This is a genomic window from Pseudomonas algeriensis (assembly GCF_048847255.1).
GTDB lineage: Bacteria > Pseudomonadota > Gammaproteobacteria > Pseudomonadales > Pseudomonadaceae > Aquipseudomonas.
Window position 1 is genome coordinate 36661 of the sequence record NZ_JBKKRK010000023.1, and the last position, 24412, is coordinate 61072.

General features: G+C 59.9%; 31 protein-coding genes. 11 read left to right on the forward strand and 20 right to left on the reverse strand.

Features of this window, described 5'->3' with window-relative positions; all coding sequences use genetic code 11:
* Positions 1 to 85 precede the first annotated feature (85 nt).
* Both ACLK1G_RS24380 and ACLK1G_RS24385 read left to right on the forward strand, forming a co-directional pair.
* Entirely contained in the window at positions 86 to 622 is a 537-nt protein-coding gene (locus tag ACLK1G_RS24380; protein ID WP_420767700.1) for a DUF3087 family protein, read from the forward strand.
* An 87-nt stretch (positions 623 to 709) separates the two neighbouring features.
* A complete protein-coding gene (locus ACLK1G_RS24385; protein ID WP_420767701.1) occupies positions 710 to 1462 on the forward strand; it encodes an OBAP family protein in 753 nt (250 codons plus the stop codon).
* Between the two features lie 179 nt (positions 1463 to 1641).
* Here ACLK1G_RS24385 and ACLK1G_RS24390 read toward each other — a convergent pair whose 3' ends face one another.
* The 8 genes from ACLK1G_RS24390 to ACLK1G_RS24425 all read right to left on the reverse strand — a co-directional run bounded on the left by ACLK1G_RS24390 (position 1642) and on the right by ACLK1G_RS24425 (position 7999).
* Positions 1642 to 1866 (reverse strand): hypothetical protein, encoded by a 225-nt coding sequence (locus ACLK1G_RS24390; protein ID WP_420767702.1) that lies wholly within the window; start codon positions 1864 to 1866, stop codon positions 1642 to 1644.
* Between the two features lie 61 nt (positions 1867 to 1927).
* Positions 1928 to 2107 (reverse strand): con-10 family general stress protein, encoded by a 180-nt coding sequence (locus ACLK1G_RS24395; RefSeq protein WP_003182983.1) that lies wholly within the window; start codon positions 2105 to 2107, stop codon positions 1928 to 1930.
* A gap of 223 nt (positions 2108 to 2330) precedes the next feature.
* Positions 2331 to 2894, reverse strand: coding sequence for an ATP-dependent Clp protease proteolytic subunit (locus ACLK1G_RS24400; protein ID WP_030142235.1), 564 nt, complete (start codon positions 2892 to 2894; stop codon positions 2331 to 2333).
* 133 nt (positions 2895 to 3027) lie between these two features.
* Positions 3028 to 4065: a DNA topoisomerase IB gene (locus ACLK1G_RS24405; RefSeq protein WP_420767703.1), complete on the reverse strand. Its 1038-nt coding sequence runs from the start codon at positions 4063 to 4065 to the stop codon at positions 3028 to 3030.
* Between the two features lie 121 nt (positions 4066 to 4186).
* Positions 4187 to 5266, reverse strand: coding sequence for a molybdenum ABC transporter ATP-binding protein (gene modC, locus ACLK1G_RS24410; protein ID WP_420767704.1), 1080 nt, complete (start codon positions 5264 to 5266; stop codon positions 4187 to 4189).
* Between the two features lie 3 nt (positions 5267 to 5269).
* Positions 5270 to 5950: a molybdate ABC transporter permease subunit gene (gene modB / locus ACLK1G_RS24415; protein WP_420767705.1), complete on the reverse strand. Its 681-nt coding sequence runs from the start codon at positions 5948 to 5950 to the stop codon at positions 5270 to 5272.
* A complete protein-coding gene (gene modA / locus ACLK1G_RS24420) occupies positions 5950 to 6699 on the reverse strand; it encodes a molybdate ABC transporter substrate-binding protein (protein WP_420767706.1) in 750 nt (249 codons plus the stop codon). Before modA ends, modB begins: the two co-directional genes overlap by 1 nt.
* Positions 6700 to 6937: 238 nt before the next feature.
* Complete coding sequence (locus ACLK1G_RS24425) at positions 6938 to 7999, reverse strand: NAD(P)H-dependent flavin oxidoreductase (RefSeq protein ID WP_420767707.1); 1062 nt, start codon at positions 7997 to 7999, stop codon at positions 6938 to 6940.
* Between the two features lie 148 nt (positions 8000 to 8147).
* Between ACLK1G_RS24425 and ACLK1G_RS24430 the strand changes: the two genes are divergently transcribed.
* Positions 8148 to 8636, forward strand: a complete 489-nt coding sequence (locus ACLK1G_RS24430) for a GyrI-like domain-containing protein (RefSeq protein ID WP_420767708.1) — start codon at positions 8148 to 8150, stop codon at positions 8634 to 8636.
* On the opposite strand, the gene ada is transcribed toward ACLK1G_RS24430, so the two are convergent.
* The 5 genes from ada to ACLK1G_RS24455 all read right to left on the reverse strand — a co-directional run bounded on the left by ada (position 8600) and on the right by ACLK1G_RS24455 (position 11783).
* A complete protein-coding gene (gene ada / locus ACLK1G_RS24435) occupies positions 8600 to 9673 on the reverse strand; it encodes a bifunctional DNA-binding transcriptional regulator/O6-methylguanine-DNA methyltransferase Ada (RefSeq protein ID WP_420767709.1) in 1074 nt (357 codons plus the stop codon). The two genes, ACLK1G_RS24430 and ada, sit on opposite strands and share 37 nt — an antisense overlap.
* Positions 9674 to 9760: 87 nt before the next feature.
* The gene (alkB, locus tag ACLK1G_RS24440; protein ID WP_420767710.1) at positions 9761 to 10441 is read right to left on the reverse strand and encodes a DNA oxidative demethylase AlkB; all 681 of its coding nucleotides are present in this window, start codon (positions 10439 to 10441) and stop codon (positions 9761 to 9763) included.
* On the reverse strand, positions 10428 to 11147 hold the full coding sequence (locus ACLK1G_RS24445; RefSeq protein ID WP_420767711.1) for a 2OG-Fe(II) oxygenase: 720 nt from the start codon (positions 11145 to 11147) through the stop codon (positions 10428 to 10430). The genes alkB and ACLK1G_RS24445 overlap by 14 nt, the downstream gene beginning before the upstream one ends.
* Positions 11148 to 11282: 135 nt before the next feature.
* Positions 11283 to 11453, reverse strand: a complete 171-nt coding sequence (locus tag ACLK1G_RS24450; RefSeq protein ID WP_420767712.1) for a hypothetical protein — start codon at positions 11451 to 11453, stop codon at positions 11283 to 11285.
* Between the two features lie 27 nt (positions 11454 to 11480).
* Positions 11481 to 11783 (reverse strand): DUF1883 domain-containing protein, encoded by a 303-nt coding sequence (locus tag ACLK1G_RS24455; protein WP_003182962.1) that lies wholly within the window; start codon positions 11781 to 11783, stop codon positions 11481 to 11483.
* A gap of 205 nt (positions 11784 to 11988) precedes the next feature.
* Between ACLK1G_RS24455 and ACLK1G_RS24460 the strand changes: the two genes are divergently transcribed.
* Positions 11989 to 12339 (forward strand): hypothetical protein, encoded by a 351-nt coding sequence (locus tag ACLK1G_RS24460; protein ID WP_420767713.1) that lies wholly within the window; start codon positions 11989 to 11991, stop codon positions 12337 to 12339.
* A gap of 14 nt (positions 12340 to 12353) precedes the next feature.
* On the opposite strand, the gene ACLK1G_RS24465 is transcribed toward ACLK1G_RS24460, so the two are convergent.
* Both ACLK1G_RS24465 and ACLK1G_RS24470 read right to left on the reverse strand, forming a co-directional pair.
* The gene (locus tag ACLK1G_RS24465) at positions 12354 to 12635 is read right to left on the reverse strand and encodes a hypothetical protein (RefSeq protein ID WP_420767714.1); all 282 of its coding nucleotides are present in this window, start codon (positions 12633 to 12635) and stop codon (positions 12354 to 12356) included.
* Between the two features lie 116 nt (positions 12636 to 12751).
* The gene (locus ACLK1G_RS24470) at positions 12752 to 12967 is read right to left on the reverse strand and encodes a hypothetical protein (RefSeq protein WP_420767715.1); all 216 of its coding nucleotides are present in this window, start codon (positions 12965 to 12967) and stop codon (positions 12752 to 12754) included.
* 233 nt (positions 12968 to 13200) lie between these two features.
* On the opposite strand from ACLK1G_RS24470, the gene galU reads away from it, so the two are divergent.
* The 4 genes from galU to ahpF all read left to right on the forward strand — a co-directional run bounded on the left by galU (position 13201) and on the right by ahpF (position 18055).
* A complete protein-coding gene (gene galU / locus ACLK1G_RS24475) occupies positions 13201 to 14040 on the forward strand; it encodes a UTP--glucose-1-phosphate uridylyltransferase GalU (protein ID WP_039592970.1) in 840 nt (279 codons plus the stop codon).
* A gap of 175 nt (positions 14041 to 14215) precedes the next feature.
* Positions 14216 to 15571, forward strand: coding sequence for a glutathione-disulfide reductase (gene gorA, locus ACLK1G_RS24480; protein ID WP_420767716.1), 1356 nt, complete (start codon positions 14216 to 14218; stop codon positions 15569 to 15571).
* Positions 15572 to 15805: 234 nt separating this feature from the next.
* Positions 15806 to 16369 carry an alkyl hydroperoxide reductase subunit C gene (gene ahpC, locus ACLK1G_RS24485; protein ID WP_011061677.1) on the forward strand — a complete coding sequence of 188 codons (564 nt, stop codon included), beginning with the start codon at positions 15806 to 15808 and terminating at the stop codon, positions 16367 to 16369.
* 123 nt (positions 16370 to 16492) lie between these two features.
* Entirely contained in the window at positions 16493 to 18055 is a 1563-nt protein-coding gene (ahpF, locus tag ACLK1G_RS24490) for an alkyl hydroperoxide reductase subunit F (protein WP_420767717.1), read from the forward strand.
* A gap of 68 nt (positions 18056 to 18123) precedes the next feature.
* Here ahpF and gloA read toward each other — a convergent pair whose 3' ends face one another.
* Positions 18124 to 18645, reverse strand: coding sequence for a lactoylglutathione lyase (gene gloA, locus ACLK1G_RS24495; RefSeq protein ID WP_420767718.1), 522 nt, complete (start codon positions 18643 to 18645; stop codon positions 18124 to 18126).
* A gap of 147 nt (positions 18646 to 18792) precedes the next feature.
* On the opposite strand from gloA, the gene ACLK1G_RS24500 reads away from it, so the two are divergent.
* Positions 18793 to 19323, forward strand: coding sequence for a DUF4946 domain-containing protein (locus ACLK1G_RS24500; RefSeq protein ID WP_420767719.1), 531 nt, complete (start codon positions 18793 to 18795; stop codon positions 19321 to 19323).
* Between the two features lie 92 nt (positions 19324 to 19415).
* Here the strand turns inward: ACLK1G_RS24500 and ACLK1G_RS24505 are convergent, their stop codons facing one another.
* Both ACLK1G_RS24505 and ACLK1G_RS24510 read right to left on the reverse strand, forming a co-directional pair.
* Positions 19416 to 19781 carry a histone-like nucleoid-structuring protein, MvaT/MvaU family gene (locus ACLK1G_RS24505; RefSeq protein ID WP_420767720.1) on the reverse strand — a complete coding sequence of 122 codons (366 nt, stop codon included), beginning with the start codon at positions 19779 to 19781 and terminating at the stop codon, positions 19416 to 19418.
* Positions 19782 to 20099: 318 nt separating this feature from the next.
* Positions 20100 to 20972, reverse strand: a complete 873-nt coding sequence (locus ACLK1G_RS24510; protein ID WP_420767721.1) for a LysR family transcriptional regulator — start codon at positions 20970 to 20972, stop codon at positions 20100 to 20102.
* Between the two features lie 128 nt (positions 20973 to 21100).
* On the opposite strand from ACLK1G_RS24510, the gene ACLK1G_RS24515 reads away from it, so the two are divergent.
* Together ACLK1G_RS24515 and hppD are read left to right on the forward strand one after the other, a co-directional pair.
* The gene (locus ACLK1G_RS24515; RefSeq protein ID WP_420767722.1) at positions 21101 to 22045 is read left to right on the forward strand and encodes a DMT family transporter; all 945 of its coding nucleotides are present in this window, start codon (positions 21101 to 21103) and stop codon (positions 22043 to 22045) included.
* Between the two features lie 250 nt (positions 22046 to 22295).
* Positions 22296 to 23372: a 4-hydroxyphenylpyruvate dioxygenase gene (hppD, locus tag ACLK1G_RS24520; RefSeq protein ID WP_420767723.1), complete on the forward strand. Its 1077-nt coding sequence runs from the start codon at positions 22296 to 22298 to the stop codon at positions 23370 to 23372.
* A 172-nt stretch (positions 23373 to 23544) separates the two neighbouring features.
* Here the strand turns inward: hppD and ACLK1G_RS24525 are convergent, their stop codons facing one another.
* Both ACLK1G_RS24525 and ACLK1G_RS24530 read right to left on the reverse strand, forming a co-directional pair.
* Positions 23545 to 23772: a hypothetical protein gene (locus ACLK1G_RS24525; protein WP_420767724.1), complete on the reverse strand. Its 228-nt coding sequence runs from the start codon at positions 23770 to 23772 to the stop codon at positions 23545 to 23547.
* Complete coding sequence (locus ACLK1G_RS24530) at positions 23769 to 24356, reverse strand: TraB/GumN family protein (protein WP_420767725.1); 588 nt, start codon at positions 24354 to 24356, stop codon at positions 23769 to 23771. The genes ACLK1G_RS24525 and ACLK1G_RS24530 overlap by 4 nt, the downstream gene beginning before the upstream one ends.
* Between the last annotated feature and the right edge of the window lie 56 nt (positions 24357 to 24412).

Consider the following 24412-nt stretch of genomic DNA (forward strand, 5'->3'; position numbering starts at 1 on the left):
CAAAATGAGCCCCAGCATAGCTAAATCGACCGGGCAGGCGATAATGCGCGAGTCTTTTCACGCCATACAAGGAAATTGCGACGCGATGTTCGAGATCAAACCGTGGGACGCCGCCGACTACCGGCAACAGACCCGTCGCAGCACCCTCATCGTGGCCGTGGTGTTCCTGGCGCTGGCAATGCTGTTGTCCAGCCTGGCGGTGATGCTGTTCGGTACATCCGGGGGCGATAATTTTCGCTTCAATGTCGGCGGCGTTTTCGCTGCCGTGCTGGTGATGGTCGGGCTGATGCGCGGCTATTTCTGGTCGCAGCCGTGGATGGCCGCTGCGGTGTATGGCTGGCAGCTCAAGCGCAGCCTGATGAGCGTCACCAACGTGATGCACCAGGTAAAGGCCGGTGTGCAGGCCCGGGATCCGGCAGCGATGAAGCTACTGCGTTTCTATCACCTGGGCCTGGCCCAGATGCACCGGCTGGATGCCAACTCCAGCGACCACGCCTCGTTGGTCCGTGAGGCCGACGAGCATTTGGAAAACATGCAGGCGCTGGGCCTGGATTCAGAGCAATCACGCCTGGACCCGACCTGGATAGACTCGGTCAAACAGGCCTACGGCGAGCGCCGCTAACGGCCGCTCATCGGTTGCCTCGGGAAAAAAATAAACCCCGGTCTTCCAATGCCTTTCTCATGAGCAGTCATGGAAAGGAGAGTCGAGATGACTGGAAAGATGGTTCATGGAACCTGGGCCCTGTTGTGTGTGGCTACAGTGGGATTGGCGGGCTGCGCGGGCGGTAACAGCCACTCACCGGTAGACGCGCCAGGCGCCACGAAAAGCCCAACCACCGCGACGCTGGAAGCGGGGGCCGGGATCATGCAGAACAAACCCCCTTTGCAAGCGTTGGATACCTACCTGGACGGCTTTCATTTTTATAACGGCCGGATGTCCGGGCAAATGGAAGCGCACCATTACTGCACGGCACTGAACGAAGAAGTGTTCCAGTGCGCCATCTTCGATGCCAACAGCGCCAAGGCCAAATTGATGGGCGTGGAATACATCATCAGTAAGCGCCTGTTCGAAAGCTTGCCCGCCGCCGAAAAGCAGCTGTGGCACAGCCATGTGCATGAGGTGAAGTCTGGACAACTGGTCGCGCCGGGCATACCGGAGGTGGCGGAAACCCGCTTGATGAAGAACCTGGTCAGCACTTACGGCAAGACCTGGCACACCTGGCACACCGAGCAGGGCAACGCTCTGCCTTACGGCGTTCCGCAGTTGATGATGGGGTTCACCGCCGATGGGCAGATCGATCCGCAATTGGTGCGCGAACGCGACCGCCGGATGGGCATCGACAGCGAAGCGAAGAAACACGCCCGCGAATCGATCAGCGCACCGGACATCGATCCTGGCGCAGATGCGTGGCGCAAAGGGCAGGTCTGGCAGATAAAGGATCCGACGGGGCATACCCATTAAAGTTATTTGAACAAATGCTTTGTGGCGAGGAAGCTAGCTCCCGCTGGGTTGCGAAGCGGCCCAGGGCAATCCACCTAGATATATATGTTTTGTTAATACGAGTTGGGCTGCTGTGCAGCCCATCGGGAGCAAACTCCCTCGCCACGGGGGCAGGGAGTTGAAAACAAAGGTTATATACACTACGGCTGTTTGAAATGCCCCGGAACATCATGTTCCGTTTCGTTTGGCTTGGTTCTTTTCTGAACTTGAACATCGCTGATCTTGACGCTCTTTAATTCAGTAAAGGACACTCGCAAGAGTGCCTCGGCTTCTTCGGTGGTAAGCGTCTCGGTGTCGCCTGCCAATACCCGGCTATCGGGTTGGCCGTCGGCGATGAAACTGACGATGAATCGATCCTGGCTCATTCGTTACCTCGACAAGTCAAGCGCCAGGACGCAGCAGAGCTGCGCCCCAACGGTTCTCGGGTTACGACTTCCTGCCGCCGCCGTGGCTGCGTTCGCCACCTTTGCGGCCTGCTTCAGAGGCTTTTTCCCGATCATTTGCAAAATTGCCGCCGGAAGCGTGTCCGCCTTTCTTGCCGGCTTCGGATGCTTTCTCACGGTCGTTTGCGAAGTTACCTGGGTTTTTGTTTCCGCTATTAGCCATTTCGAGAATCCTCATTTTGGTTAAGCGAGTAAAACGTGCCTCGCAGTATTGTGAAAGAAAACGGCGGATGGAAGTTTAGAAAAAACGTTTCGCTGGCGACGAACGGTAGTGAGTTGAAAAGTGTTGGTGAAAAAACTTATACAGCCGTTTCGCTTGAGCTTATACAACTTCAAAAAGATTAATTAACAAAGCGGCGGCAAATGATATTTATTCATCGAATAACTCAGTCCTCACCGCCGCTCACTTTCCAATGCTTGGCTTCGGGTGGAAACACCACTTGTTCAACCCTGTGGGCAATGCCAAAGGCCAGTGAGTTTTCCGCCGGGATCACACGCTCCTCGGCGCACAGGCACTTGAAGATATCCAGTTGCGTGGCGGCACCGGCGGTTTCCTTGACGTAGATTTCCACATACCGCGCCACGTCGTTGTCCAGGCTGGACAGGTATTCGCGCAAGCGCGAGTGATCCACCGACTTCTGGCCGAAATACCAATTCATCGGGTGGATCAGGAAGCGCGAGTGGGGCGTGGTGGTGCGGTCGCTGGCGGCCAGGTACATGACGATGCCCATCGACTCGATGTTGCCGGCGTTCACGGCGCGCACCGGCACGGGAAGAGACTTGATGAAGGTGTAGAGGGTGAAACCGAAGTTCGTGCTACCGCCGACCGTAGAGAGGTTGAGCATCAGCGAGTCGGCGCCTTTTTCAATGGCTTCCAGGCAATTGTCCCGAAAGCGCTCGGTGGTTCCTTGATCGATCTGGCAATGGAAATGGACGATGTGTTCGGACATCTGAAACTCCTCTCGACTTACGCGTTGACGAGTCTGCGGATCAGCGGCTCTGTACAGTTGGGAGTCCGCCGGCTGTCGGATGTTCCACTTCCGTCACTCGCTTATCGAGGCCCGCAGCGCTCGATTGCTTTGGTCAACAGGCTTCGACGGCTTGGGCCATGCGCTGCAGGAACATCGTCAGCGCAGCTTCTTGGGCACTCAGGCCTTTGCGAACCCGGGGCTTGGGCAGTTCGTGCAGGACGCCGCGCATGAAACCCTCCACAACGGCGGGGTGGATATAGCATTTACGACAGACGGCGGGCGTGTTGCCCAACTGTCGGGCGACCTGCCTGACCATCTCGGCCACGTGCCGCTTGGCCTCGGTTTCGGTTTCCCACTGCAGTGTGCGCAGGCCCTCCAGCGCCGCCGCGCTGCCTGCCCAGGTGCGGTAGTCCTTGGCGGTGAAATCGGCGCCGGTGAGGGTCTTGAGGTAGGCGTTGATATCCGAAGAAGTGATGGCGTGGCGCTCGCCGTTTTCATCCAGGTACTGGAACAGGTTCTGCCCGGGCATTTCCTGGCAGCGCTTGACGATCCGCGCCAGGCGCCGGTCCTTCACGGTGATCTGGTGTTCGATGCCGCTCTTGCCCCGGAACTGGAAAGCGATGGCGCTGCCATTGACCGCGACATGCTTGTTGCGCAGGGTGGTCAGGCCGTAGGAGCGGTTGTCCCGGGCGTATTGCGTATTGCCGACGCGAATAAGGGTGACGTCGAGCAAGGTGATGACCGTCGCCATGACTTTGTCGCGGCTGAAGCCGGGGGTGGCGAGGATCTCTTCCAGGCGTTTGCGCAGCCGGGGCAGGGTGCGGCCGAATTCCAGCATGCGTGAATACTTGTCGGCATCGCGCACTTCGCGCCAGCGCGTGTGATAACGGTACTGCTTGCGCCCACGGGCATCGCGCCCGGTGGCTTGGAGGTGGCCGCGCGGGTCGCAGCAGATCCAGACGTCGGTGTAGGCCGGCGGAACGGCCAGGGAATTGATGCGTTGGATTTCGGCCGCGTCAGTGATGCGCTGGCCCGAAGGATCGAAATAGCAGAATTTGCCTCGCAGTTTCCTGCGGGTGATGCCCGGCGCAGTGTCATCGACATAGTGCAAGTCGGCCGGGAGTGCATCGGGCAGCGGTGTGTCGGGCATGGTTGATCCTTGGCGATGAATTCAAATGGCCTGTGAACTCATTGACCTCCGCCCGTTGCGGTCGTGCCGAGATTCTCATGTCACTTGGGACGCTTGTGTGCTGGCCCTACAGGCGCGAAGGCTACGCCAACACCGCCACCGCCTTGATCTGCGCCCACACGATCTGTCCGGGATGCAGCTTCAACTGATCGCGCGAATACCGAGTGATCCGCGCCAGCAGCGGTGTGCCGGCGGCCTCCACGCGGATCAGCACATGGGCGGCATTGTCGCCGGCCAGTTCGCTGACGACCGCCACTGGCAGGCGATTGAGGATGCTGGTCTGCCCGTCGCTCGCCAGGCTCAGGCTGACGTCCCGGGCCTGGACCTTGAAGCGCAGCGGCTGCCCGACCGCCAGCGCCGTGTGGGCAACCCGCACGTTCAACTGGCTGTCGGGCAGGGTCAGGGTGAGCAACTGATAGTCCGGGTCGTAGCCGGCGACTTTTCCGTTGATCACCACGCCTGCGTCATCCCCCAACGCCAATGGCAGGTCAAGCCGGGCGAGGGTCTCGCCGATTGGCCCGCTGGCCAAGGCCCGCCCAGCGTCCAGCACCACGATATGATCGGCCAGCCGCGCCACTTCATCCTGGGAATGACTGACGTACAGCACCGGGATATCCAGCTCATCGTGCAGCCGTTGCAGGTAAGGCAGAATCTCGTTTTTGCGGCGTGTATCGAGGGCGGCCAGAGGCTCGTCCATCAGCAGCAGGCGCGGGCTGGTCAGCAAGGCGCGGGCGATGCCGACGCGCTGGCGTTCGCCACCGGAAAGGTTGTGGGGTTGCCTGTCGAGGAGATGGCCGATGCCGAGCAGTTCCGTCGCGTGGTTGATGTCCACGCGCCGTTGCGCCGCGGCAACGCGCTTGAGGCCGAACAGAAGATTGTCGCGCACCGACAAGTGATCGAACAGGCTCGCCTCCTGGAAAACGTACCCCAGCGCTCGCTTGTGAGGCGGGACGAACACCTCACGCTCACTGTCTTGCCAGACCTCGCCATTGACCTCGACGAAACCCCGCGTCGGTCGGTCCAGCCCGGCCATGCAGCGCAGGCAGGTGGTCTTGCCGGATCCGGAATCGCCGTACAGCGCCGTCACCCCACGACCGGGCAATTGCAGGTCCAGGTCCAGGGAAAAATCGCCACGGTCGAGTTGAAACCTTGCCTCGATCATCGATCAGCTCCAACCGGCGCGAGTTCGGCGGCTAGAGTACAGCGCCAGCAGCACCAGGAAAGAGAACACCAGCATCGCCGCCGCCAGCCAATGGGCCTGGCTGTACTCAAGGGCTTCGACGTGGTCGTAGATTTGCACCGACACCACCCGGGTCTTCTCGGGGATGTTGCCGCCGATCATCAACACCACGCCAAACTCACCCACCGTGTGGGCGAAGCCGAGGATTGCGGCGGTGATGAAACCCGGTCGGGCCAAAGGCAGGATGACGCTGAAAAAGGTATCCCACGGCCCGGCCCGCAGGGTGGCGGCGACTTCCAAAGGACGACTGCCGATAGCGGAAAAGGCGTTTTGTAGCGGCTGCACCACGAAGGGCATTGAGTAGATCACCGAGCCAATCACCAGTCCGGTAAAGCTGAAGGTGAGGGTGCCCAGCCCGAGGGCTTGGGTGAATTGGCCGATCCAGCCGTTGGGTCCCAGCGCCAGCAGCAGATAGAAGCCAATCACGGTAGGCGGCAGTACCAGCGGCAAGGCGACCACCGCACCCACCGGACCGCGAAGCCGCGATTGGGTGCGCGACAGCCACAGGGCGATGGGCGTGCCGATGAAAAGCAGGATCACCGTGGTCAGCGACGCCAGTTTCAGGGTCAGCCAGATGGCGGCGTAATCGGCGTCGGTCAGTGGCATCAGCGTTGGTAACCGTAGGCCTGGATGATGGCGGCGGCTTTCGGGCCCTTCAGATAGCTCATCAATGCCTGGGCGGCGGGGTTGCCCCGTCCCTTTGCCAGGATCACCGCGTCCTGCTTGATCGGATCATGCAGTTCGCCCGGGACAACCCACGCGGAACCGCTTGTCAGCTTGCCGTCCTTGAACACCTGGGACAGGGCCACGAAACCCAGTTCGGCATTGCCAGTGGAAACGAACTGATAGGCCTGGGTGATGTTCTGGCCCTCGACGATCTTGCCCTTGACCTGATGGGTGAGCCCCAGCTTTTCCAGCACCTGTGTGGCGGCCAGGCCATACGGCGCGGTTTTCGGATTGGCAATGGACAGGTGTTGGAAGGCATTGTCCCGCAGGACTTGCCCCTTGGCGTCGACGTAATCGGTCTTGGCCGACCACAACGCCAACGTGCCGATGGCGTAGGTAAAGCGCGAGCCCTGCACGGTGTCGCCTTCGCTGTCCAGCCTCGCCGGCGTGGTGTCGTCGGCGGCCAGGAACACCTCGAATGGCGCGCCGTTCTTGATCTGGGTATAGAACTGCCCGGTCGCGCCGTAGGCGGCAATCAGTTTATGCCCGGTGTCCTTCTCGAAGCTGGCGGCGATGGCCTGGATCGGGGCGGTGAAGTTGGACGCGACGGCGACTTGCACTTCATCGGCTTGGGCGGCGTTGATACAAAAGCAAGTAGCAAGCAGCAGGGCGAGTGGGGTCAGGCGCATGGGCAGGGTTCCGTGGAAATGGGTTCGCTATATAGCGGAATATATAGCGAAAGGCTGACAAACGGAACGTGGCATTTTGTCAGAAGTCAGCGGTGGCAGGGCTGCCGTCATCGCGAGCAAGCTCGCTCCCACAGGATTTCGGGATGAATGCATGATTGATATTCACACTGAACCCCTGTGGGAGCGAGCTTGCTCGCGATAGCGTCCGGTCAAGCGCCGGAGACTGTCAGGCTAGCGCTCAGCCCTTGAACCGAGCCAGAGCCTCCTCAGCCAGGCGCCGCGTCAGTTCGCCACTGGGCAGCTCCCGCCCCAGGGGAAACGCCTGGCCGGCCCAAAGGTTGGCGAAGTCAGCTTCATCCTTCGCGCGAAGGGGCATCAACGCGCCGCCCGCCAGCGGAAATGCTGGCGCCAGTGGGCTCATCGGGCCGACCTCGCGCATCACCCGGTTGACGATCCCTCGGGCCGGCCGACCGGTGAACAGGTTGGTGATTGCAGTCTGGCTTTCCTTGGCCGTGCGCAACGCCCGGTGATGGGAAGGCGTGATCTTCGCTTCCGGGGTAAACAGGTAGGCGCTGCCCAGCTGCACCGCCGACGCACCCAGGGCAAATGCGGCGACGATGCCCCGCGCATCGCCGATACCGCCCGCGGCGATCACCGGCACGGTCACCGCGTCCACGACTTGCGGCAGCAAGGCGAACAGGCCCACCTGAGTATCGAGGTCGTCGCTGAGGAACATCCCTCGATGACCGCCGGCTTCATAACCCATGGCAATGATCGCGTCGCAGCCGTGTCGCTCGAGCCAGATGGCTTCTTCCACGGTGGTGGCCGAAGAGAGGACTTTCGCCCCGGTGGCCTTGACCCGATCGAGCAACGATTTTTCCGGCAGGCCGAAGTGGAAGCTGACCACCTTGGGTCGCATCTCTTCCAACACCCGGCAGGCCGTATCGTCGAACGGCGTGCGATTGGATACGGGCGTCGGCGCGTCGAAATCCACCCCCAGCTCTTGGTAATAAGGCTTGAGGCGCTGTTTCCAGGCCTCGGCCCGTTGTTCGTCGAAAGCGGGCGGCTGATGACTGAAAAAATTGACGTTGAACGGCTTGTCGGTCTGCTCGGCGATGGTCGTCAGTGCCTGGCGCAGTTGCTCCACGTCAAGCATCGCCGCGGGCATCGAGCCCAGTCCGCCGGCATTGCAAGTGGCGACCACCATCGCCGGACCGGTCACCCCGGCCAGCGGCCCCTGGATGATGGGATGCTCGATGCCGAGCAGGTCAAGAATGCGGGTGTCTGGCCACTGACTCATGTTCGGGTGTCTCCGACGGCAGAAGGAAACGGTGTTTTTAGCAGGTGTGACCCGGCCAGGGCCAGTCGAGTTTTTCAATCGCTGCCCGGGTTTGATACCAACGGCGGGATGGGTACCATGGGACACCACTTATCAAGGAGCCGAACCCATGGACGTGAAACTCAAGACCGTCGAACCTTTCACGGTCGCCGGTTTGCAGGTACGCACCCGCAACGCCGAGGAGCAACAGGGCGATACGGCGAAAATCGGCCCGATGTGGCAGCAATTCTTCACCGAAGGGTTGTTCGAGCGAGTTCCGGCGCGGCAGTCGGAGTCGTTCGTCTACGGTGTGTACTCCGGCTACGAGTCCGATGCCACCGGCTACTTCAATGTGACGGCGGGCGTACAGGTCGACGCCACGAGCGCAGGCTACCCCGCCGTGGAAGTCGAGGGCGGGGATTACCTGGTGTTCTCGGCCAAGGGCGAAATGCCCGATTGCGTGATCCAGACCTGGGGGCTGATCTGGGCGTACTTCGCCGACAATCCGCAGGCCGTGCGCCGGTTCACCACCGATTTCGAGGTCTATAACGCACCCGACTCGGTGGCGATCTATATCGGTGTTCAATCCTCGGGCGAGCGTTCCAGCGCCAATAGCTGACGCTTGCGCTCAACGCCCCAGCGGTAGCCCGACAGGTTGCCGTCGCTGCGCACCACTCGATGGCAGGGGATCGCCACGGCGAGGCTATTGGCGCCGCAGGCCTGGGCCACCGCGCGCACCGCTTTGGGCATGCCGATGCGCTGGGCGATTTCGGCATAGCTGGCGGTGCTGCCGGGCGCGATCTCTCGCAGGGCTTGCCAGACCCGTTCCTGGAACGCCGTGCCACGCAAGTCCAGGGGCAGGTCCAGGCCCAGGGCCGGTGCCTCGATGAAGCCCACCACTTGGGCAATCAGTTGCTCGAATTCCCGATCGGCACCGATGAGGTTGGCGCGGCGGAACTTGTCTTGCAGGTCACGCAGCAGCGCATCCGGGTCGTCCCCCAGCAGGATCGCGCACACGCCACGCTCGCTTTGCGCCACCAGGATCGCTCCCAGGGAACACTGGCCGAGGGCGAAGCGAATATCGGTGTTCAGCCCGGCGGCGCGATACTCGCCAGGTTTCATACCCAGGACTTTGTCGGCGGCTTCATAGAAGCGGCTGTTGGAACCGAAGCCTGCGTCGTAAAGCGCTTCGGTCACCGTTCCGGCGTCGGCCAGGCGTTCGCGCACTTTGCGCGAGCGATGGGCGGCGCCGTAGGCCTTGGGGGTCAGGCCGGTGATCGACTTGAAGACGCGATGAAAATGGAAGGGACTCAGGCCGGCGCTTTGTGCCAGTTCATTCAAGCCTGGCAGTTGCTCGGCCGCCTCGATCTGCCGGCAGGCCGCCGCCACCCGCGCCGCTTGTTGCGCGGCGATCTGGGTCTGGTCCCTGGCCATCCGTTTGCTGGGACGATAACCGGCTGCCTGGGCCTGTTCCGGCGTGTCGAAGAATTCGACATTGCGCGGGTTGGGCAGGCGCGACAGGCTGCTGGGGTGGCAATAGATGCCGGTGGTCTTCACGCCGTAGACAAAGGTGCCATCGGCGCGCGGATCCCGGGCGAGTACGGCGGCCCAGCGAGGGTCCTGATCAGGGGCGAGCGTACTTGAAGTGCTGTTCATGGTCGTGATTCCTTTGGCCCGTTTTGGCTAGATTACTGAGCCATCCAAGTGGCGACACTCCGGGTCTTGCGGTTGAATTCTGCATTGTCATCCGGCCATGCGGAACGTCATGTTGATGCGTTGGGCGCCCAGACGTGTATGTTGTCCCGGCTTGAGCGGCAGCACGCCGTGGTAGCGCAACCGGTCCACGCCGCCCCAGATTGCGATGTCGCCATGAAACAACGGAATGCGCTGGCTTTTGTCGCTGCGCTCGAATCCGCCAAACTGGAATGTCGCCGGCAGGCCAAGGGAAAGCGAGACGACGGGGGCCGTCAGGGAGCGCTCGTTCTTGTCCTGGTGCAGCGACATCCGCGCGCCGGGCACGTAGCGGTTGATCAGGCAGGCATCGGGCTCGAAGTGCTCGAAGCCCGCTTGCCGGGCGGCGGCCTGGGCCAGCTCGCGAAACACTGGCGGCATGGCGGGCCAGGGATCGCCTGTCTGTGGATCATGGGCGGTGTAGCGATAGCCGCTGCGGTCGGTGGTCCAGCCGAGTGCGCCGCAACTGGTCAGGGCCACCGACATGGTAAAGCCACCAGGCGTGACCATCTGCCGGAACGGTGCGGCCTGCAAGACTGTTTCCAGCGCTGGCAACAAACGGTCGAGCCAGGGCAGGGCAAACCCGCGTAGCACGAAGGATTGCTGGCCGATCTGTTCGACCTGGCCAGGCGTGGTGGGCGCCTGGTCGGCGAACAGGTCGAGAGTGACGGGGGTGTCGTCATTGCGCATCATGAAAAATGATCCCGAGTGTATGCCGGCGACCGCTGTGTACGCGGCTGACGCCATGGCGCAAGTTAACCCGATAATACCCGCGAACGCCTTTGACCGGCCGCTGGTGTACGGCGAACACTACGGCGTCGCCTCGTTTCAAGTCGATGACTTGGGGGCGTGACTGCATGCGCGGGCGTTGCTCGGTGAGGACGAACTCGCCCCCGGTAAAGTCGTCTCCCGGTTCCGACAGCAGGATGGCTACCTGTAGCGGGAACACCTGTTCGCCATAAAGGTCCTGGTGCAGGCAGTTGTAATCCTGCGGGCCGTATTGGAGGAGCAACGGTGTGGGACGCTGCTGCCCGGCGGCATGGCAACGGCGGATGAAATCCGTGTGCTTATCGGGGTATCGCGTTTCCAGGCCCATGCAATCGTTCCAGCGATTAGCCACTGGGACCAGCATCGGATAGAGCGACTGGCGCAATTGCTGGACGATCTCAGGCAGCGGATAAGCGAAATACTGGTACTCACCGCGCCCGAATCCGTGGCGCCCCATTATTACCCGCGAACGAAAAACCCCGGCGTCCTCATACAAACCGCTCAACTGCCGGCATTGTACGGTCGGCAGCAGGTTGCGAATGATCGCGCAGCCGTCCTCATCGAGGTTATCCACCATGGTGGGCCAATCGAGGTGGGGGAGGGGTTGGGTCAATAGAGGCGTTGAGGACATGATTGCAATCCTGGATAAAAGGACTGTTCAGCCTGAAGAGTGCAGCGCTGCCGGGCACTCCGATTCTTGCGATGTGAAGCGCTTTTTGTAGAAAGGGAGCAAGCTCCCTCACCACAAAAAGCCAGCTGGCAGGCTTCAGAGTGCCTTGCTGACCTTGAGGTCGGTGATCTGATCATCGGTCTCGCCATGCAACTTTTGCAGCGCGACCAGCGCTTCTTCCTCGGTGCCGGTCTGCAGTTGGGCGAACTCGAAGCGGCGCTCGCCGTTGAGTTTGTACTTGATAACGTATTTGGTTGTCTGGGCCACGGTTTTACCTATCTTGGACGGGGGGGCTCAACTCAGCTTCGAGCTGGAGCGCCGGATGATCTTGATCTTGTGGGTCAGGGTCGGCTTGCGGGTAACGCTGATGGCGCGACGGTTGACGGTGTCGATGGTGATATTCCAGAAGCCGGTGCTGGGGGCCGTGATCCTGGCCGGGAACGTGTCGAACGCGCCGCCGTGGTAGGTGTGGCGGCCACCATTCTTGAAGCTACGGAAATTGGCGTCGTTCATCAAACGGATGTTGCACATTTGGGAGCATTCGATCACGACGATATCGTCTTCGTTGAGGTGCTCGCGCTGGTGGATGAATTTCATGGGCGCCTCCAGAAGGGCATTTCTTGCAAATCAGGACAGTAAGATGAAGCAATGATAATGGAGCGCAGTTTATCAGCACCGCGGGTTAATATCCGGCCCCTGTCCTGGGTGTCTTCATTTATCAGGCGGTGGCGAATAAAAAATGAGAGGACGTTGGAGAAAATCGACGTTTGCATTGTCGGAGGGTCTTTATTGGAGGATTCATATGAAGCGCAGCGTGTGGGTATTGGCCTTGGCCTTGGGTGGATGTGCATCGGTATCGGACATCAACCAGACGCCGCCCACCATGAGCGTCATCTCCGGCAAGAAACCTCATGAATATGCCAAGTGCGTTGCCGACAAGCTTCTGGAGAGCCGTGGCCCGCTGCAAATGGAGCCGCATAAGAATGGCGTGCGGGTGATCGTCCCCGGCAAGCTGTCGGCGCTACCGGCCGCGGTGTTCGACATCGACGAACGCTCCAGCGGCTCCAGCATCAAGCTGCACGAAAGCCTCTCCAACGTACCGGTGCGCCCGGGCGACGTTCAGGACGCGGCCAACGCTTGTATATCCGGTTAAGCAGGGCCCGTCCTTTATTTACAGACGACCACCACGCTGCGGCTGGTGAAGTTGCCCACGTCCACACCGAGGGTCTTTTCGCTGTCGTTGGCCTGTGGCGTGCCATCCGTGCCGACGATGCGGTAGCCCGTACCGGCGCAGGAAGCTTCCGCTTTCTCGTAACACGTCGCCCAGGAATTGGCTTCGCCTGAACAGTCGATGGCCAAGCCTTGTTCACCGGTATCCAGATAGGTTTTTTCGGCTGAGGCACAGCCTGCCAGGGCCAGAACTGCAAACAGCGCCAGGATTGTCTTCATGGGGGGGTTGTCATCAGGATGGGGAGGAATGGCGCGAGATTATAGCGAATGGCCATTCCGGTACAGCTAAACCCGCGGCCCCTTCCGAGCACCAGGGCTTCGGCGGGGCCGTCTGTTTATTTCTTGCGGCGAGTATTGCGCGCTGGCGCCTGTTCACGCTCCCGGGGCGCCGGGGCGGAACGTTCGTCCTGAAAGACCGCGGCGACTTCCACCGCCATTGTCTTGGTGGGCAAGGGACCGGCGACCTGCTCGCCGTGGTAGTTGATAATCCACCACTGGCCGTCCTTGTCCTGGCTGACCGAATAACCGTTTGCGTTCTGTGTTGCCGACATCTAGCTGCCTCGTTGGCGGAATCAAGGCGGCCATGATACGCCAAATGCTCGCAAACCGTGCTGATGGGCGTACAGTGGGGACCGCTGGAACCATCGAAGCGAAAGGCGATTGAACTATCCGCCGGTTTATTTCTCTATGATGGCATCGGTTGGCCAGCGCAGGCATTGTAAGGTGCCTGCCGGCTGATTAGACTGCGCCGAAACTTGTACACACCGCCTTTTCAAGGACTTATATGATCAAGAAATGCTTGTTCCCAGCAGCCGGTTACGGTACTCGCTTCCTGCCAGCGACTAAAGCCATGCCCAAAGAAATGCTGCCGGTGGTGAACAAGCCACTGATCCAGTACGGCGTCGAAGAAGCCCTGGATGCGGGCCTGACGGAAATCTCCATCGTCACCGGCCGTGGCAAGCGCGCCCTGGAAGACCATTTCGACATCAGTTACGAGTTGGAAAACCAGATCAAGGGCACCGACAAGGAAAAATACCTGGTCGGCATTCGCAAGTTGCTGGACGAGTGCTCGTTCTCCTACACCCGCCAGACCGAAATGAAAGGTTTGGGCCATGCGATCCTGACCGGCCGCCCGCTGATCGGTGACGAACCGTTCGCCGTGGTCCTGGCGGACGACTTGTGCGTGAACCTGGAAGGCGACGGCGTTTTGACCCAGATGGTCAAGCTGTACAAGCAATTCCGTTGCTCCATCGTGGCGATCCAGGAAGTGGATCCGCAGGAAACCAACAAGTACGGTGTCATCGCCGGTGAAATGATCCGCGAAGACATCTACCGCGTTCACAGCATGGTTGAAAAACCAAAACCTGAAGATGCGCCGTCGAACCTGGCGATCATCGGCCGCTACATCCTGACTCCGGACATCTTCGACCTGATCGAACAGACCGAGCCAGGCAAGGGCGGTGAGATCCAGATCACCGACGCCCTGATGAAACAGGCCCAGAACGGCTGCGTCATGGCCTACAAGTTCAAGGGCAAGCGCTTCGACTGCGGTGGCGCCGAAGGTTACATCGACGCAACCAACTTCTGCTTCGAGAACTTCTACAAGACCGGCAAGGCTTACTGATTCAGCCTGCGTCGCGCCTTGAAAAAACGCCCCGACTGGTTCGGGGCGTTTTTTTTTCTGCAAAAAAAACCTTCCGCCAATCATCAATCACACAAACAAAGTCGCTGTTTGCGCTGCAACGCTGCCTCAGGTGAAAACAGCAGGTATGCTGACAACCTGCCGAAGGAGATAGATGATGGCCTACGATTTTGATCTGTATGTGATTGGCGCCGGTTCCGGCGGTGTGCGGGCGGCGAGGTTTGCCGCGGGTTTCGGCGCGAAAGTGGGCGTGGCGGAAAGCCGCTACCTGGGGGGAACCTGCGTCAACGTCGGCTGTGTGCCGAAAAAACTGCTGGTCTACGGCGCGCATTACGCCGAGGATTTCGAACAAGCGTCGGCCTACGGCTGGACGGCGGGCGAGGCGAGTTTCGACTGGGCCACGCTGATCGCCAACAAGGATCGTGAGATCAATCGCCTCAACGGCATCTACCGCAACCTGCTGGTCAACAGCGGTGTGACCTTGCATGAAGGCCACGCCAGGATTACCAGCCCTCATGAAGTCGAGATCAACGGCGAGCGCTACACCGCCAGGCACATCATGATCGCCACCGGCGGCTGGCCGGTGATTCCGGATATTCCCGGGAGCGAGCACGCCATCGGTTCCAACGAAGCGTTTTTTCTCAAGACGCTGCCCAAGCGCATGCTGGTGGTGGGAGGCGGCTACATCGCCGTGGAATTCGCCGGGATCTTCCACGGCATGGGCGCGCAGACATCCTTGCTTTATCGCGGCGACCTGTTCTTGCGCGGTTTTGATGGCGCGGTGCGCAAGCATCTGGCCGAAGAGCTGCAGCGTCGTGGCTTGGACCTGCAATTCAACGCAGACATCCAACGCATCGACAAAGAAGCCGACGGCAGCCTGAAAGTGACGCTCAAGGACGGTCGCACGTTGTCGACCGATTGTGTGTTCTACGCCACCGGCCGCCGGCCGATGCTGGACAATCTTGGGCTGGAGAACACGGGCGTCAAGCTGGACGAGAAAGGCTTCGTGCAGGTCAACGAAAAATACGAGACGGCCGAACCGTCGATCCTGGCCATTGGCGATGTGATCGGCCGTGTGCAGCTCACGCCTGTCGCCCTGGCCGAAGGCATGGCGGTGGCGCGGCGCCTGTTCAAGCCTGAGCAATACCGCCTGGTCGATTATCGAATGATCCCCACGGCGGTGTTCAGCCTGCCGAACATCGGCACGGTAGGTTTGACGGAAGAACAGGCTCGGGAAGCCGGCCATGAGGTGCAGATTTTCGAAAGCCGTTTCCGGCCGATGAAGCTGACCCTCACTGATTGCCAGGAACGCACCCTGATGAAATTGGTGGTCGATGCCAAGACCGATAAGGTCCTGGGCTGCCACATGGTCGGGCCGGACGCCGGTGAAATTATCCAAGGGCTGGCGATTGCCCTCAAGGCCGGTGCTACCAAGCGCGATTTCGATGAAACCATCGGCGTGCATCCAACCGCAGCCGAAGAATTCGTCACCATGCGTACGCCTATCGCCTGATCAGGCTTTTCGTCCATGGGGCTGTGATCCGTTGATCCAGCCCCGTGAACTGTCAGGCAGCTGCCACGATCAATTGATCGCCGCCTTCGGCAGCTTCCACAGATTTCTTCTATCTATATAGATTCCTGATAGTCAAAACCAATCATTTGCATGAGCTTTGGCAATGAGCCAACAGCGCAATGAATGGCTAAGATTCACCCCATCAACTTTTCAACCACTGACGGAGAGTCAACGATGCCTATCATCAACAGCCAAGTTAAACCGTTCAAAGCCACCGCTTTCAAAAACGGCGCTTTCGTCGAAGTATCGGACGCCGACCTGAAAGGCAAGTGGTCTGTCGTGTTCTTCTACCCAGCTGACTTCACCTTCGTTTGCCCAACCGAGCTGGAAGACCTGGCCGACAACTACGCCGAGTTCCAGAAGCTGGGCGTCGAAATCTACAGCGTGTCCACCGACACTCACTTTGCCCACGCTGCCTGGCACAACACTTCGCCAGCCATCGGCAAGATCCAGTACACCATGATCGGCGACCCGACCCTGGCCATCTCCCGCAACTTCGACGTGCTGATCGAAGAAGCTGGCCTGGCTGACCGCGGTACTTTCGTGATCAACCCTGAAGGTCAGATCAAGATCGTTGAAATCAACGACGGTGGTGTAGGCCGTGACGCTTCCGAGCTGCTGCGCAAGATCAAGGCAGCCCAGTACGTTGCCGCTCACCCAGGTGAAGTCTGCCCAGCCAAGTGGAAAGAAGGCGAGGCCACCCTGGCTCCGTCCCTGGACCTGGTCGGCAAGATCTAAACCAATGCGTTACCCGAGGGCGATCCGCTCTTAGCCAAGTAAGCCGCTTCGCCCCAAAAAACGCCCGGGCGAGATTCGCCTGGGCGTTGTTTTTTCTGAAATTCAAAAATGGAAATCGCCCGTATGTTGGACGCCAATCTTAAAGCTCAGTTGAAGTCATACCTGGAACGGGTCACCCAGCCGATCGAGATCGTTGCATCCCTCGACGACGGTGCGAAATCCCAGGAAATGCTTGCGTTACTCAAAGACGTTGCCAGTCTTTCCAACCAGATTACCTTGCTCGACAACGGCACCGATGCGCGTAAGCCATCGTTTTCGTTGAACCGCCCGGGAGCCGATATCAGCCTGCGTTTCGCCGGCATTCCCATGGGGCATGAATTCACTTCGCTGGTGCTGGCCCTGCTGCAAGTCGGTGGCCACCCTTCGAAGGCCAGTGTCGAAGTGATCGAACAGATCCGCTCGCTCAAGGGCGAGTTCAACTTCGAGACGTATTTTTCGCTGTCGTGCCAGAACTGCCCGGACGTGGTCCAGGCGCTGAACCTGATGGCGGTGCTGAACCCGAACATCAAGCACGTCGCCATCGACGGCGCGCTGTTCCAGGCTGAAGTCGATGAACGCCAGATCATGGCCGTGCCAAGCGTGTACTTGAACGGTGCGAACTTCGGCCAGGGCCGCATGGGCCTGGAAGAAATCCTCGCCAAGATCGACACCAGTGGCATCGAGCGCCAGGCTGAGAAGATCAGCGCCAAGGATGCCTTTGACGTGTTGGTGGTGGGCGGTGGCCCGGCCGGTGCCTCGGCGGCCATCTATGCGGCACGAAAAGGCATCCGTACCGGTGTGGCGGCCGAGCGTTTCGGCGGCCAAGTGCTCGACACCATGGCCATCGAGAACTTCATCTCGGTCCAGGAAACCGAAGGGCCGAAACTGGCTGTCGCCCTGGAAGAACACGTCAAGCAATACGACGTCGACATCATGAACCTGCAACGCGCCGACGCACTGGTGCCAGGCACGGCCGGTGGGCTGCATGAAGTCAAGTTCGCCAGCGGCGCGAGCCTCAAGGCCAAGACCGTGATCCTGGCGACCGGTGCCCGCTGGCGCGAAATGAACGTGCCGGGCGAGCAGCAATACCGCAACAAAGGCGTGGCGTACTGCCCGCATTGTGACGGTCCGCTGTTCAAGGGCAAGCGGGTCGCGGTAATCGGCGGCGGTAACTCCGGCGTCGAAGCGGCCATCGACCTGGCGGGTATCGTGTCCCACGTCACGTTGCTGGAGTTCGATGTGCAATTGCGTGCCGACGCGGTGTTGCAGCGCAAACTGCACAGCCTGCCGAACGTGACGGTGATCACCAACGCCCAGACCACCGAAGTGACGGGTGACGGGCAGAAGGTCAACGGCCTGCGCTACAAGGACCGTCCGAGCGGTGAAGTGCGCGACGTGGCGCTGGAAGGGATCTTCGTGCAGATCGGCCTGTTGCCCAACACCGATTGGCTCAAGGGCACCGTCGAGCTGTCGCCGCGTGGCGAGATCATTGTCGATGCTCGTGGCGAAACGTCGATCCCGGGTGTGTTCGCTGCCGGTGACGTGACCACCGTGCCGTACAAGCAGATCGTGATCGCCGTGGGCGAGGGCGCCAAGGCTTCGCTGAGCGCCTTCGATCACCTGATCCGCACCTCCGCACCGGCCTGATAGCCAGTCGCTGGAAAAACAAAACCCCATGGGCCTTGGCTCATGGGGTTTTTTTGTGACCGCAGAACTTACAACGGTGCAGGCTGGATGATCTCGACCCAATAACCGTCCGGGTCTTTGATGAAGGCCAGGCTTTTCATGCGGCCATCACTCAAGCGTTTCTGGAAGTCACAGCCCAACGCTTCGAAGCGCTCGCAGGCGGCGACCACGTCTGGCACGGAGATGCAGATGTGGCCGAAACCGCGCGGGTCGGTGTTGCCGTTGTGGTAGGTGAACGCCGGATCGTTTTCGGTGCCGTGGTTATGCGTCAGTTCGAGGATGCCGGGGATCGATTTCATCCACTCGGTACGCGCCGCCGCGTCCGCCGGGATCTGGTTCTTGTCGACCAGGGCAAGGAAATACAGGCTGAATTCGGCCTCTGGAAAGTCGCGTTTTTCCACCAGGGAAAAACCCAGCACACGGGTGTAGAAATCAAGGGACTTGGTAATGTCCTTGACCCGCAGCATGGTGTGGTTGAAGACGAACTTGGCCGTAGCGGCATCGGGTTGAGCGGTGACGCCAGGGAAAGTATTGAGTTCTTGCAGGCTCATGGGCCCTCCGAAAAATAAGTGGGGCTTGTGCTAGCTTCCTTGCAGGTGCGTCCATGATACGCAAGGGGCGTGGCATCGCCAAACGTGCCTATTGCCTGGTGGTGCGTCGCGCTTCAGACTTCACGATCAGTCCTTGAGTGCAACGCAATGTTTCGACCGCTTTCTTCGCTGTTCGTCCTGTTGTTTGCCGTCGCGTCGAGCGTCGATGTGGGGGCGGCCGAACCACAGGTAACCTGGCCCTCGGGATGGATCGTCGAATCGCTGCCCGCCGACGCACCGGCCCCGGCCAAAGGTACCAGTCGGCAGCGCGCCACCAAAAGCGACCCTTCGGGCAATGCCGTGATGGTGATGGAATTGACCGCGTCGGCTGTCGAGCCCGACCATCAAGTAAACTTGCAAGGCGTGCTGTTGGAAATGAGAAAGTCCATTCAGAAGGATTTTTTCCAAGGTGGCTATCAAAGTGTCTGCAATAAGATTCACGCGTCCGTATTGGGGGGCGTAAGCGCTTTGGAAACCACTTGCACGATCACGCAAAACGGGCGTCATGTATTGTCGCAGACCCTCGTCGCGGCACTTAATGAGGGTAATGCCTACGTGTTGTCCTATGCGGGGCAGGCGCAGGTATTTGTAGAAAGCCAGGGTGAAATACAGTCGGTACGAAATAGCCTGAAATTATAAGGCCTTCAGCGTAATACTCTTGGGCCAACACGAAAGTTCGGCCCGTAAAAAAGCCCTGGGTGCAGGCCAGGGCTTTTTGCGTTGTAGTGCTTTCAACCGCGCAGCCAGGAATCGACGGTGCTCGCTCCGTATTTTTCCTTCCAGGCTTTCAAGCCGCGATGGTTGCCGCCCTTGGTTTCGATCAGTTCGCCCGTGTGCGGGTTCTGATAGACCTTGACGACGCGGGCACGGCGGGTCTTTGGCGTCTTGCCCGACGACAGGCCTGATTTGGACGGGCTCGGGTCGAGGATCGCAACGATGTCGCGCAAGCCCTTGCCGTAGGTTTTCATCAGCCCTTGGAGCTTTTCTTCGAATTCGATTTCTTTCTTGAGCCCGGCGTCATTCTTCAAAGCTTCCAGCTGCGCGAGCTGCTCTTGAAGGGCCTTTTCGGCTTTACGAAATTCAGCGAGTCTGGACAATATAATTACTCCAATCAAAATATAAGGCTGAGACCAACCGCAAACAAAGCTATAAGCCAGGCGCCTTGTAGCGACTCGGTGACTAATGACTCTCCTGCTATCTGGTAGAGGCAGAAAAAATTGTAGTAGTTAAACCGAAAAGTGTAAATCGTAACTTTTTCGTTATGTAACAGCTGTTGGCGTTTTACCATCAGTCGGGCCGATGACGTCAAGCGACTGGCGACGGAGATTGGCTGTTAGCAGTACTAGGCGGTGTAATGAAATCGCGTGCTCTAGTCCGTTGGGCTAATAGATAACCCTATCGAAAGTTAAGCGCAATCAAGTCGGCTGAACGGCCTGTGCCAGCTCGATAAATGCCAGGGTTGCCGGCGAGGCCTGGCGGCTATCGAGTACGGCCAGGCCGATCTGTCGTGGGACGGGAGGCGACAGAGGACGAACAACGAAGCCAGGATTATCGAACAGGGGCAACGAGCCTTCGGACACTACGCTCACCGCGTCGCCACGAGTGACGAGGTCGAGCGTACTGAGCAGTTGCGAGCAGCGATAACGGACATTGGGTGTCAAGCGCGCGGCATTGAACAGTCGCCAGACCAGTTCCGACGAGCCGGCCTCGGTGAGAATGAAAGGGTCGTCGCACAAATCCTTGAGTTGCACGTGGGTTCGATCCCCGAGGGCGTGAGCAGCAGGGAGCAAGGCGACCATCTGGTCGGTCACCAACGCGAACGTATCGAAGCGTTCCTCCGGCAAGACCACGAATCCGACGTCGATCCGGCGTTCGTCCAACCATTGCAGAACCTGCCGGTCCGGCCCCTCGTCGACATGCACTTCGATCCCCGGGTGCAAGGTCCTGAAGCGTTCCAGGATAGCGGGCAACAGCTTCATCGAAGCTGTCGGGCCGAACGAGCCGATGCGCAAGGTTCCGCGGCGCATGCCTCGGGCATCGGCGGCTTCCTGGCGCAGCGTGTTGGCCAAGCCGAGCATGGCTCGGGCCCGCAGCAGCAATTGCTGGCCGATGTCGCTGGGCTCCACCAGGGTCTGATGACGCCTGAACAGCTCGACGCCCAGTTCGTTTTCCAAGGACCTGATTGCGTGCGACACCGCTGATTGTCCGATGCCCAACCGTGTAGCGGCTGCCGTGAAGCCGCGCAGCTCGGCGACCAGCGAAAAGATTTCGAGTTGGGTCAGGGTCATGAGTAAAGGCTCATTTTACGATGACAAGATATGAGGCGAACAATACGGCACTTGAGCGACAGAGAAAACCGTGGCGAAGGAGCTCCCTCGTCACTGGCATCCGAACGACCTTGAATGAGATGAAAGCAATGAAACCCATGGAACATTCCATGCCGATCGCTTCCGACCTGCCGGTCTACCTGAAGCTCGCCATGGTCACAATGATCTGGGGAGGGACGTTCGTGGCCGGGCGGATCCTCTCCGATGCATTGGCGCCCATGCTGGCCGCCAGCCTGCGCTTTCTGCTGGCGAGTCTCGCGCTGCTGGTATTTCTCGGGGTGGCCGGCATTCCCCTGGCCAGGCCCAGCCTGAAGCAGGGCTTGCAACTGGCGATGCTGGGTTTCTTCGGTATTTTCTTCTACAACCTGTGTTTCTTTTATGGTTTGCAATACATCAGTGCGTCGCGGGCCTCGTTGATCGTGGCGTTGAACCCGGCGGTGATCGGGCTGGCCTCCTGGTGGTTATTCAAGGAGCGGCTGAGCCGCTTGAAAGTCGCCGGCATCGTCTTGTGTCTCGGCGGGGCGGGTCTGGTGATCGTGGGTCGTGACCCGACCTTGCTACAAACAACGGAGCAAGGGTGGATAGGCGACGTGCTGATTTTCGGCTGCGTGCTCGGCTGGGGTATCTACTCGCTATTTTCCAAAAGCCTGAATGAAAGCCTTGGTCCCTTGCAAACGGTGACCTGGTCGATCCTGCTGGGCACGCTGATGCTCTGGGGAGCGTGCGCGGCCGGGGGAGAGATTCGCTTCGCGGCGCTGACCGCACTGGATGCCGGGCAATGGCTGAGCCTGTTGTACCTTGGCGTACTGGGCTCGGCGCTGGCTTATATCGCCTGGTATGACGGCATCCGCCGGATTGGCGCGACCCGGTCCGGCGTGTTCATCGCGCTCAATCCACTGACGGCGGTCCTGCTGGGCGCCTTGCTATTGGACGAACGGCTTACGGCCTTGATGTGCGGGGGCGGGGGGCTGATCCTGATGGGGATTTTCCTGTGCAACAAACCCCTTGCACGCTCGGCCAAAAAGGCGATTTGATACCCAAGGCGGACAAATGTGGTTACGCTGTGTAGAATCGATTTACGCATATAAGAATAACGTCTTCTGGCAGCAGAAGCCTCGCCCGCAAGAGCCTTGGGTCGACAATGAAGATACTTGGGTTTCAACTGATCTATGGCGATTTCCTCGCCCGCAGCGTCCGCGGTATTTCCTGCGCGCCGCCGCGCGCCCTCAGCATCACTGGCAACTAACGTTTCTTGTTAATTGATAAGCATGATGAGGCGCCGACATGGCAGATCTATACGAAAACCCGATGGGCCTGATGGGCTTTGAATTCATCGAATTTGCATCCCCTACGCCCAACACCCTGGAGCCGATCTTCGAGATCATGGGTTTCACCAAGGTAGCGACCCACCGCTCCAAGGACGTGCACCTGTATCGCCAGGGCGCGATCAACCTGATCCTCAACAACGAGCCCAATAGCGTGGCGTCCTACTTCGCCGCCGAACACGGTCCGTCGGTTTGCGGCATGGCGTTCCGCGTCAAGGACTCGCAAAAAGCCTACAAGCGCGCCCTGGAACTCGGTGCCCAGCCGATCCATATCGAGACCGGCCCAATGGAGCTGAACCTGCCTGCGATCAAAGGCATCGGCGGCGCGCCGCTGTACCTGATCGACCGTTTTGGCGAAGGCAGCTCGATCTATGACATCGATTTCGTGTTTCTCGAAGGTGTCGACCGCAATCCGGTGGGTGCGGGGCTCAAAATCATCGATCACCTGACCCACAACGTGTATCGCGGGCGCATGGCGTACTGGGCGAACTTCTATGAGAAGTTGTTCAACTTCCGCGAGATCCGCTACTTCGACATCAAGGGCGAATACACCGGTTTGACCTCCAAGGCCATGACTGCGCCGGACGGCATGATCCGCATTCCGCTGAACGAAGAGTCCTCGAAGGGCGCTGGCCAGATCGAAGAGTTCCTGATGCAGTTCAACGGCGAGGGCATCCAACATGTGGCGTTCCTCACCGACGACCTGATCAAGACCTGGGATGGGCTGAAGAAAATCGGCATGCGCTTCATGACCGCGCCGCCGGACACCTACTACGAAATGCTTGAGGGCCGTCTGCCGAATCATGGCGAGCCAGTGGCGGAGCTGCAATCGCGTGGCATCCTGCTCGATGGCGCTTCCGAGCAGGGCGACAAGCGTTTGCTGCTGCAGATTTTCTCGGAAACCCTGATGGGCCCGGTGTTCTTCGAATTCATCCAGCGCAAGGGCGACGATGGCTTCGGCGAGGGCAATTTCAAGGCGCTGTTCGAGTCGATCGAGCGTGACCAAGTGCGCCGTGGTGTGCTGACCGCTGACTAATGCCTGAGTGTCACAAACACCGCCCGGCCTGATGCCGGGCGGTTTTTTTTGCCCGGCGCAAGCTACGCTGGCGATCCATCCGCCCGTGGTGGCGCTATCGCCAGCAAGCTCGCCCGCGCCCTGGATATTGGCCAGAGCAGGTCCGGCATCAATGCTTGACCGGTGCTGTTTGTCAGGCGCTTTGCACGCGTTTCAACCCAATCGCTTCATCCAGGTGGGCCGTGAGGGCGTCCAGGTTGTCAAACAGACGAAGCTCGGTAAGCATGCCAGGATCGGTCAGCCGTGGGTGCCTATCCATCAGGCGCAGCGGCGAGACGGGAATCACCGTCGTGCCGCTGACCTGTTTCAGACCGGCAGTCTTGAGCGCCCGCACCAGTGCGTCGATGTCCTTGAACTTCACTCTGTTGACTTGCCACACCCGGTGGTAATGCTGGGACAGATCGGGAATGTCGGCGCCCGCCGTATCAGCTGGGTGCCGGTACTTACCTCCAGCAGCAGATCTGACTTCACAAAAAGGTACCCGGCGCCGGAGGGAGTACGGTGAGCGGCTGGTCGTGCGATGGGCAAGAGACTGGAAACGATCTCTCCTTCATCGGGCAGCACTCGCGTGGGTTGACTGCCGGCATCGACCACGCGTACCCCGACGGCACCTTGCAGTTCAGCCAATCCGGGGGTGTTTCGAGCGGTATTGGCGTGGCCGCTCTCCACCAGCGCCACCCATTTGTGCGGGCCCCGGTGGGCCTGGTCGGTCTCGATGAGGGTATGGGCCACGTACTTGAAATTCCTGGAGCGCTCGGGGGCGTGCCGCTTCATTTCGTCCCTGAAGGTGATCGACGTGTCGAGCGCCTGCACCTTTATGCCGTGGTGGTGAGCAACAGTGATCAGGTTTTCCATGAACCGGACGGCATCGATCAGCGCTCCGTCCGGTTGCGAAAGAAGTGCCGAGTCTGTTGCGGTCCCGGCGTCGCCCAGGCGTGCGCCCATGCGATAAAGGTCGACGCGGCTTATGCTCAACTCGCCCGATAAAGGAGCTGGACCTG

Coding starts and splice junctions, on each gene's coding strand:
- ACLK1G_RS24405 (WP_420767703.1), bottom strand. CDS start 4,065: ATGCCCGACACACCGCTGCCCGATGCACTCCCGGCCGACTTGCACTAT.
- ACLK1G_RS24470 (WP_420767715.1), bottom strand. CDS start 12,967: ATGTCGGCAACACAGAACGCAAACGGTTATTCGGTCAGCCAGGACAAG.
- ACLK1G_RS24385 (WP_420767701.1), top strand. CDS start 710: ATGACTGGAAAGATGGTTCATGGAACCTGGGCCCTGTTGTGTGTGGCT.
- ada (WP_420767709.1), bottom strand. CDS start 9,673: ATGAACAGCACTTCAAGTACGCTCGCCCCTGATCAGGACCCTCGCTGG.
- ACLK1G_RS24425 (WP_420767707.1), bottom strand. CDS start 7,999: ATGAGTCAGTGGCCAGACACCCGCATTCTTGACCTGCTCGGCATCGAG.
- modB (WP_420767705.1), bottom strand. CDS start 5,950: ATGCCACTGACCGACGCCGATTACGCCGCCATCTGGCTGACCCTGAAA.
- ACLK1G_RS24430 (WP_420767708.1), top strand. CDS start 8,148: ATGGACGTGAAACTCAAGACCGTCGAACCTTTCACGGTCGCCGGTTTG.
- ACLK1G_RS24445 (WP_420767711.1), bottom strand. CDS start 11,147: ATGTCCTCAACGCCTCTATTGACCCAACCCCTCCCCCACCTCGATTGG.
- gloA (WP_420767718.1), bottom strand. CDS start 18,645: ATGAGCCTGCAAGAACTCAATACTTTCCCTGGCGTCACCGCTCAACCC.
- ACLK1G_RS24395 (WP_003182983.1), bottom strand. CDS start 2,107: ATGGCTAATAGCGGAAACAAAAACCCAGGTAACTTCGCAAACGACCGT.
- hppD (WP_420767723.1), top strand. CDS start 22,296: ATGGCAGATCTATACGAAAACCCGATGGGCCTGATGGGCTTTGAATTC.
- ACLK1G_RS24530 (WP_420767725.1), bottom strand. CDS start 24,356: ATGGGCGCACGCCTGGGCGACGCCGGGACCGCAACAGACTCGGCACTT.
- ahpF (WP_420767717.1), top strand. CDS start 16,493: ATGTTGGACGCCAATCTTAAAGCTCAGTTGAAGTCATACCTGGAACGG.
- modC (WP_420767704.1), bottom strand. CDS start 5,266: ATGATCGAGGCAAGGTTTCAACTCGACCGTGGCGATTTTTCCCTGGAC.
- ACLK1G_RS24515 (WP_420767722.1), top strand. CDS start 21,101: ATGAAACCCATGGAACATTCCATGCCGATCGCTTCCGACCTGCCGGTC.
- modA (WP_420767706.1), bottom strand. CDS start 6,699: ATGCGCCTGACCCCACTCGCCCTGCTGCTTGCTACTTGCTTTTGTATC.
- alkB (WP_420767710.1), bottom strand. CDS start 10,441: ATGATGCGCAATGACGACACCCCCGTCACTCTCGACCTGTTCGCCGAC.
- ACLK1G_RS24465 (WP_420767714.1), bottom strand. CDS start 12,635: ATGAAGACAATCCTGGCGCTGTTTGCAGTTCTGGCCCTGGCAGGCTGT.
- galU (WP_039592970.1), top strand. CDS start 13,201: ATGATCAAGAAATGCTTGTTCCCAGCAGCCGGTTACGGTACTCGCTTC.
- ACLK1G_RS24380 (WP_420767700.1), top strand. CDS start 86: ATGTTCGAGATCAAACCGTGGGACGCCGCCGACTACCGGCAACAGACC.
- ACLK1G_RS24460 (WP_420767713.1), top strand. CDS start 11,989: ATGAAGCGCAGCGTGTGGGTATTGGCCTTGGCCTTGGGTGGATGTGCA.
- gorA (WP_420767716.1), top strand. CDS start 14,216: ATGGCCTACGATTTTGATCTGTATGTGATTGGCGCCGGTTCCGGCGGT.
- ACLK1G_RS24390 (WP_420767702.1), bottom strand. CDS start 1,866: ATGAGCCAGGATCGATTCATCGTCAGTTTCATCGCCGACGGCCAACCC.
- ACLK1G_RS24500 (WP_420767719.1), top strand. CDS start 18,793: ATGTTTCGACCGCTTTCTTCGCTGTTCGTCCTGTTGTTTGCCGTCGCG.
- ACLK1G_RS24455 (WP_003182962.1), bottom strand. CDS start 11,783: ATGAAATTCATCCACCAGCGCGAGCACCTCAACGAAGACGATATCGTC.
- ACLK1G_RS24510 (WP_420767721.1), bottom strand. CDS start 20,972: ATGACCCTGACCCAACTCGAAATCTTTTCGCTGGTCGCCGAGCTGCGC.
- ahpC (WP_011061677.1), top strand. CDS start 15,806: ATGCCTATCATCAACAGCCAAGTTAAACCGTTCAAAGCCACCGCTTTC.
- ACLK1G_RS24400 (WP_030142235.1), bottom strand. CDS start 2,894: ATGTCCGAACACATCGTCCATTTCCATTGCCAGATCGATCAAGGAACC.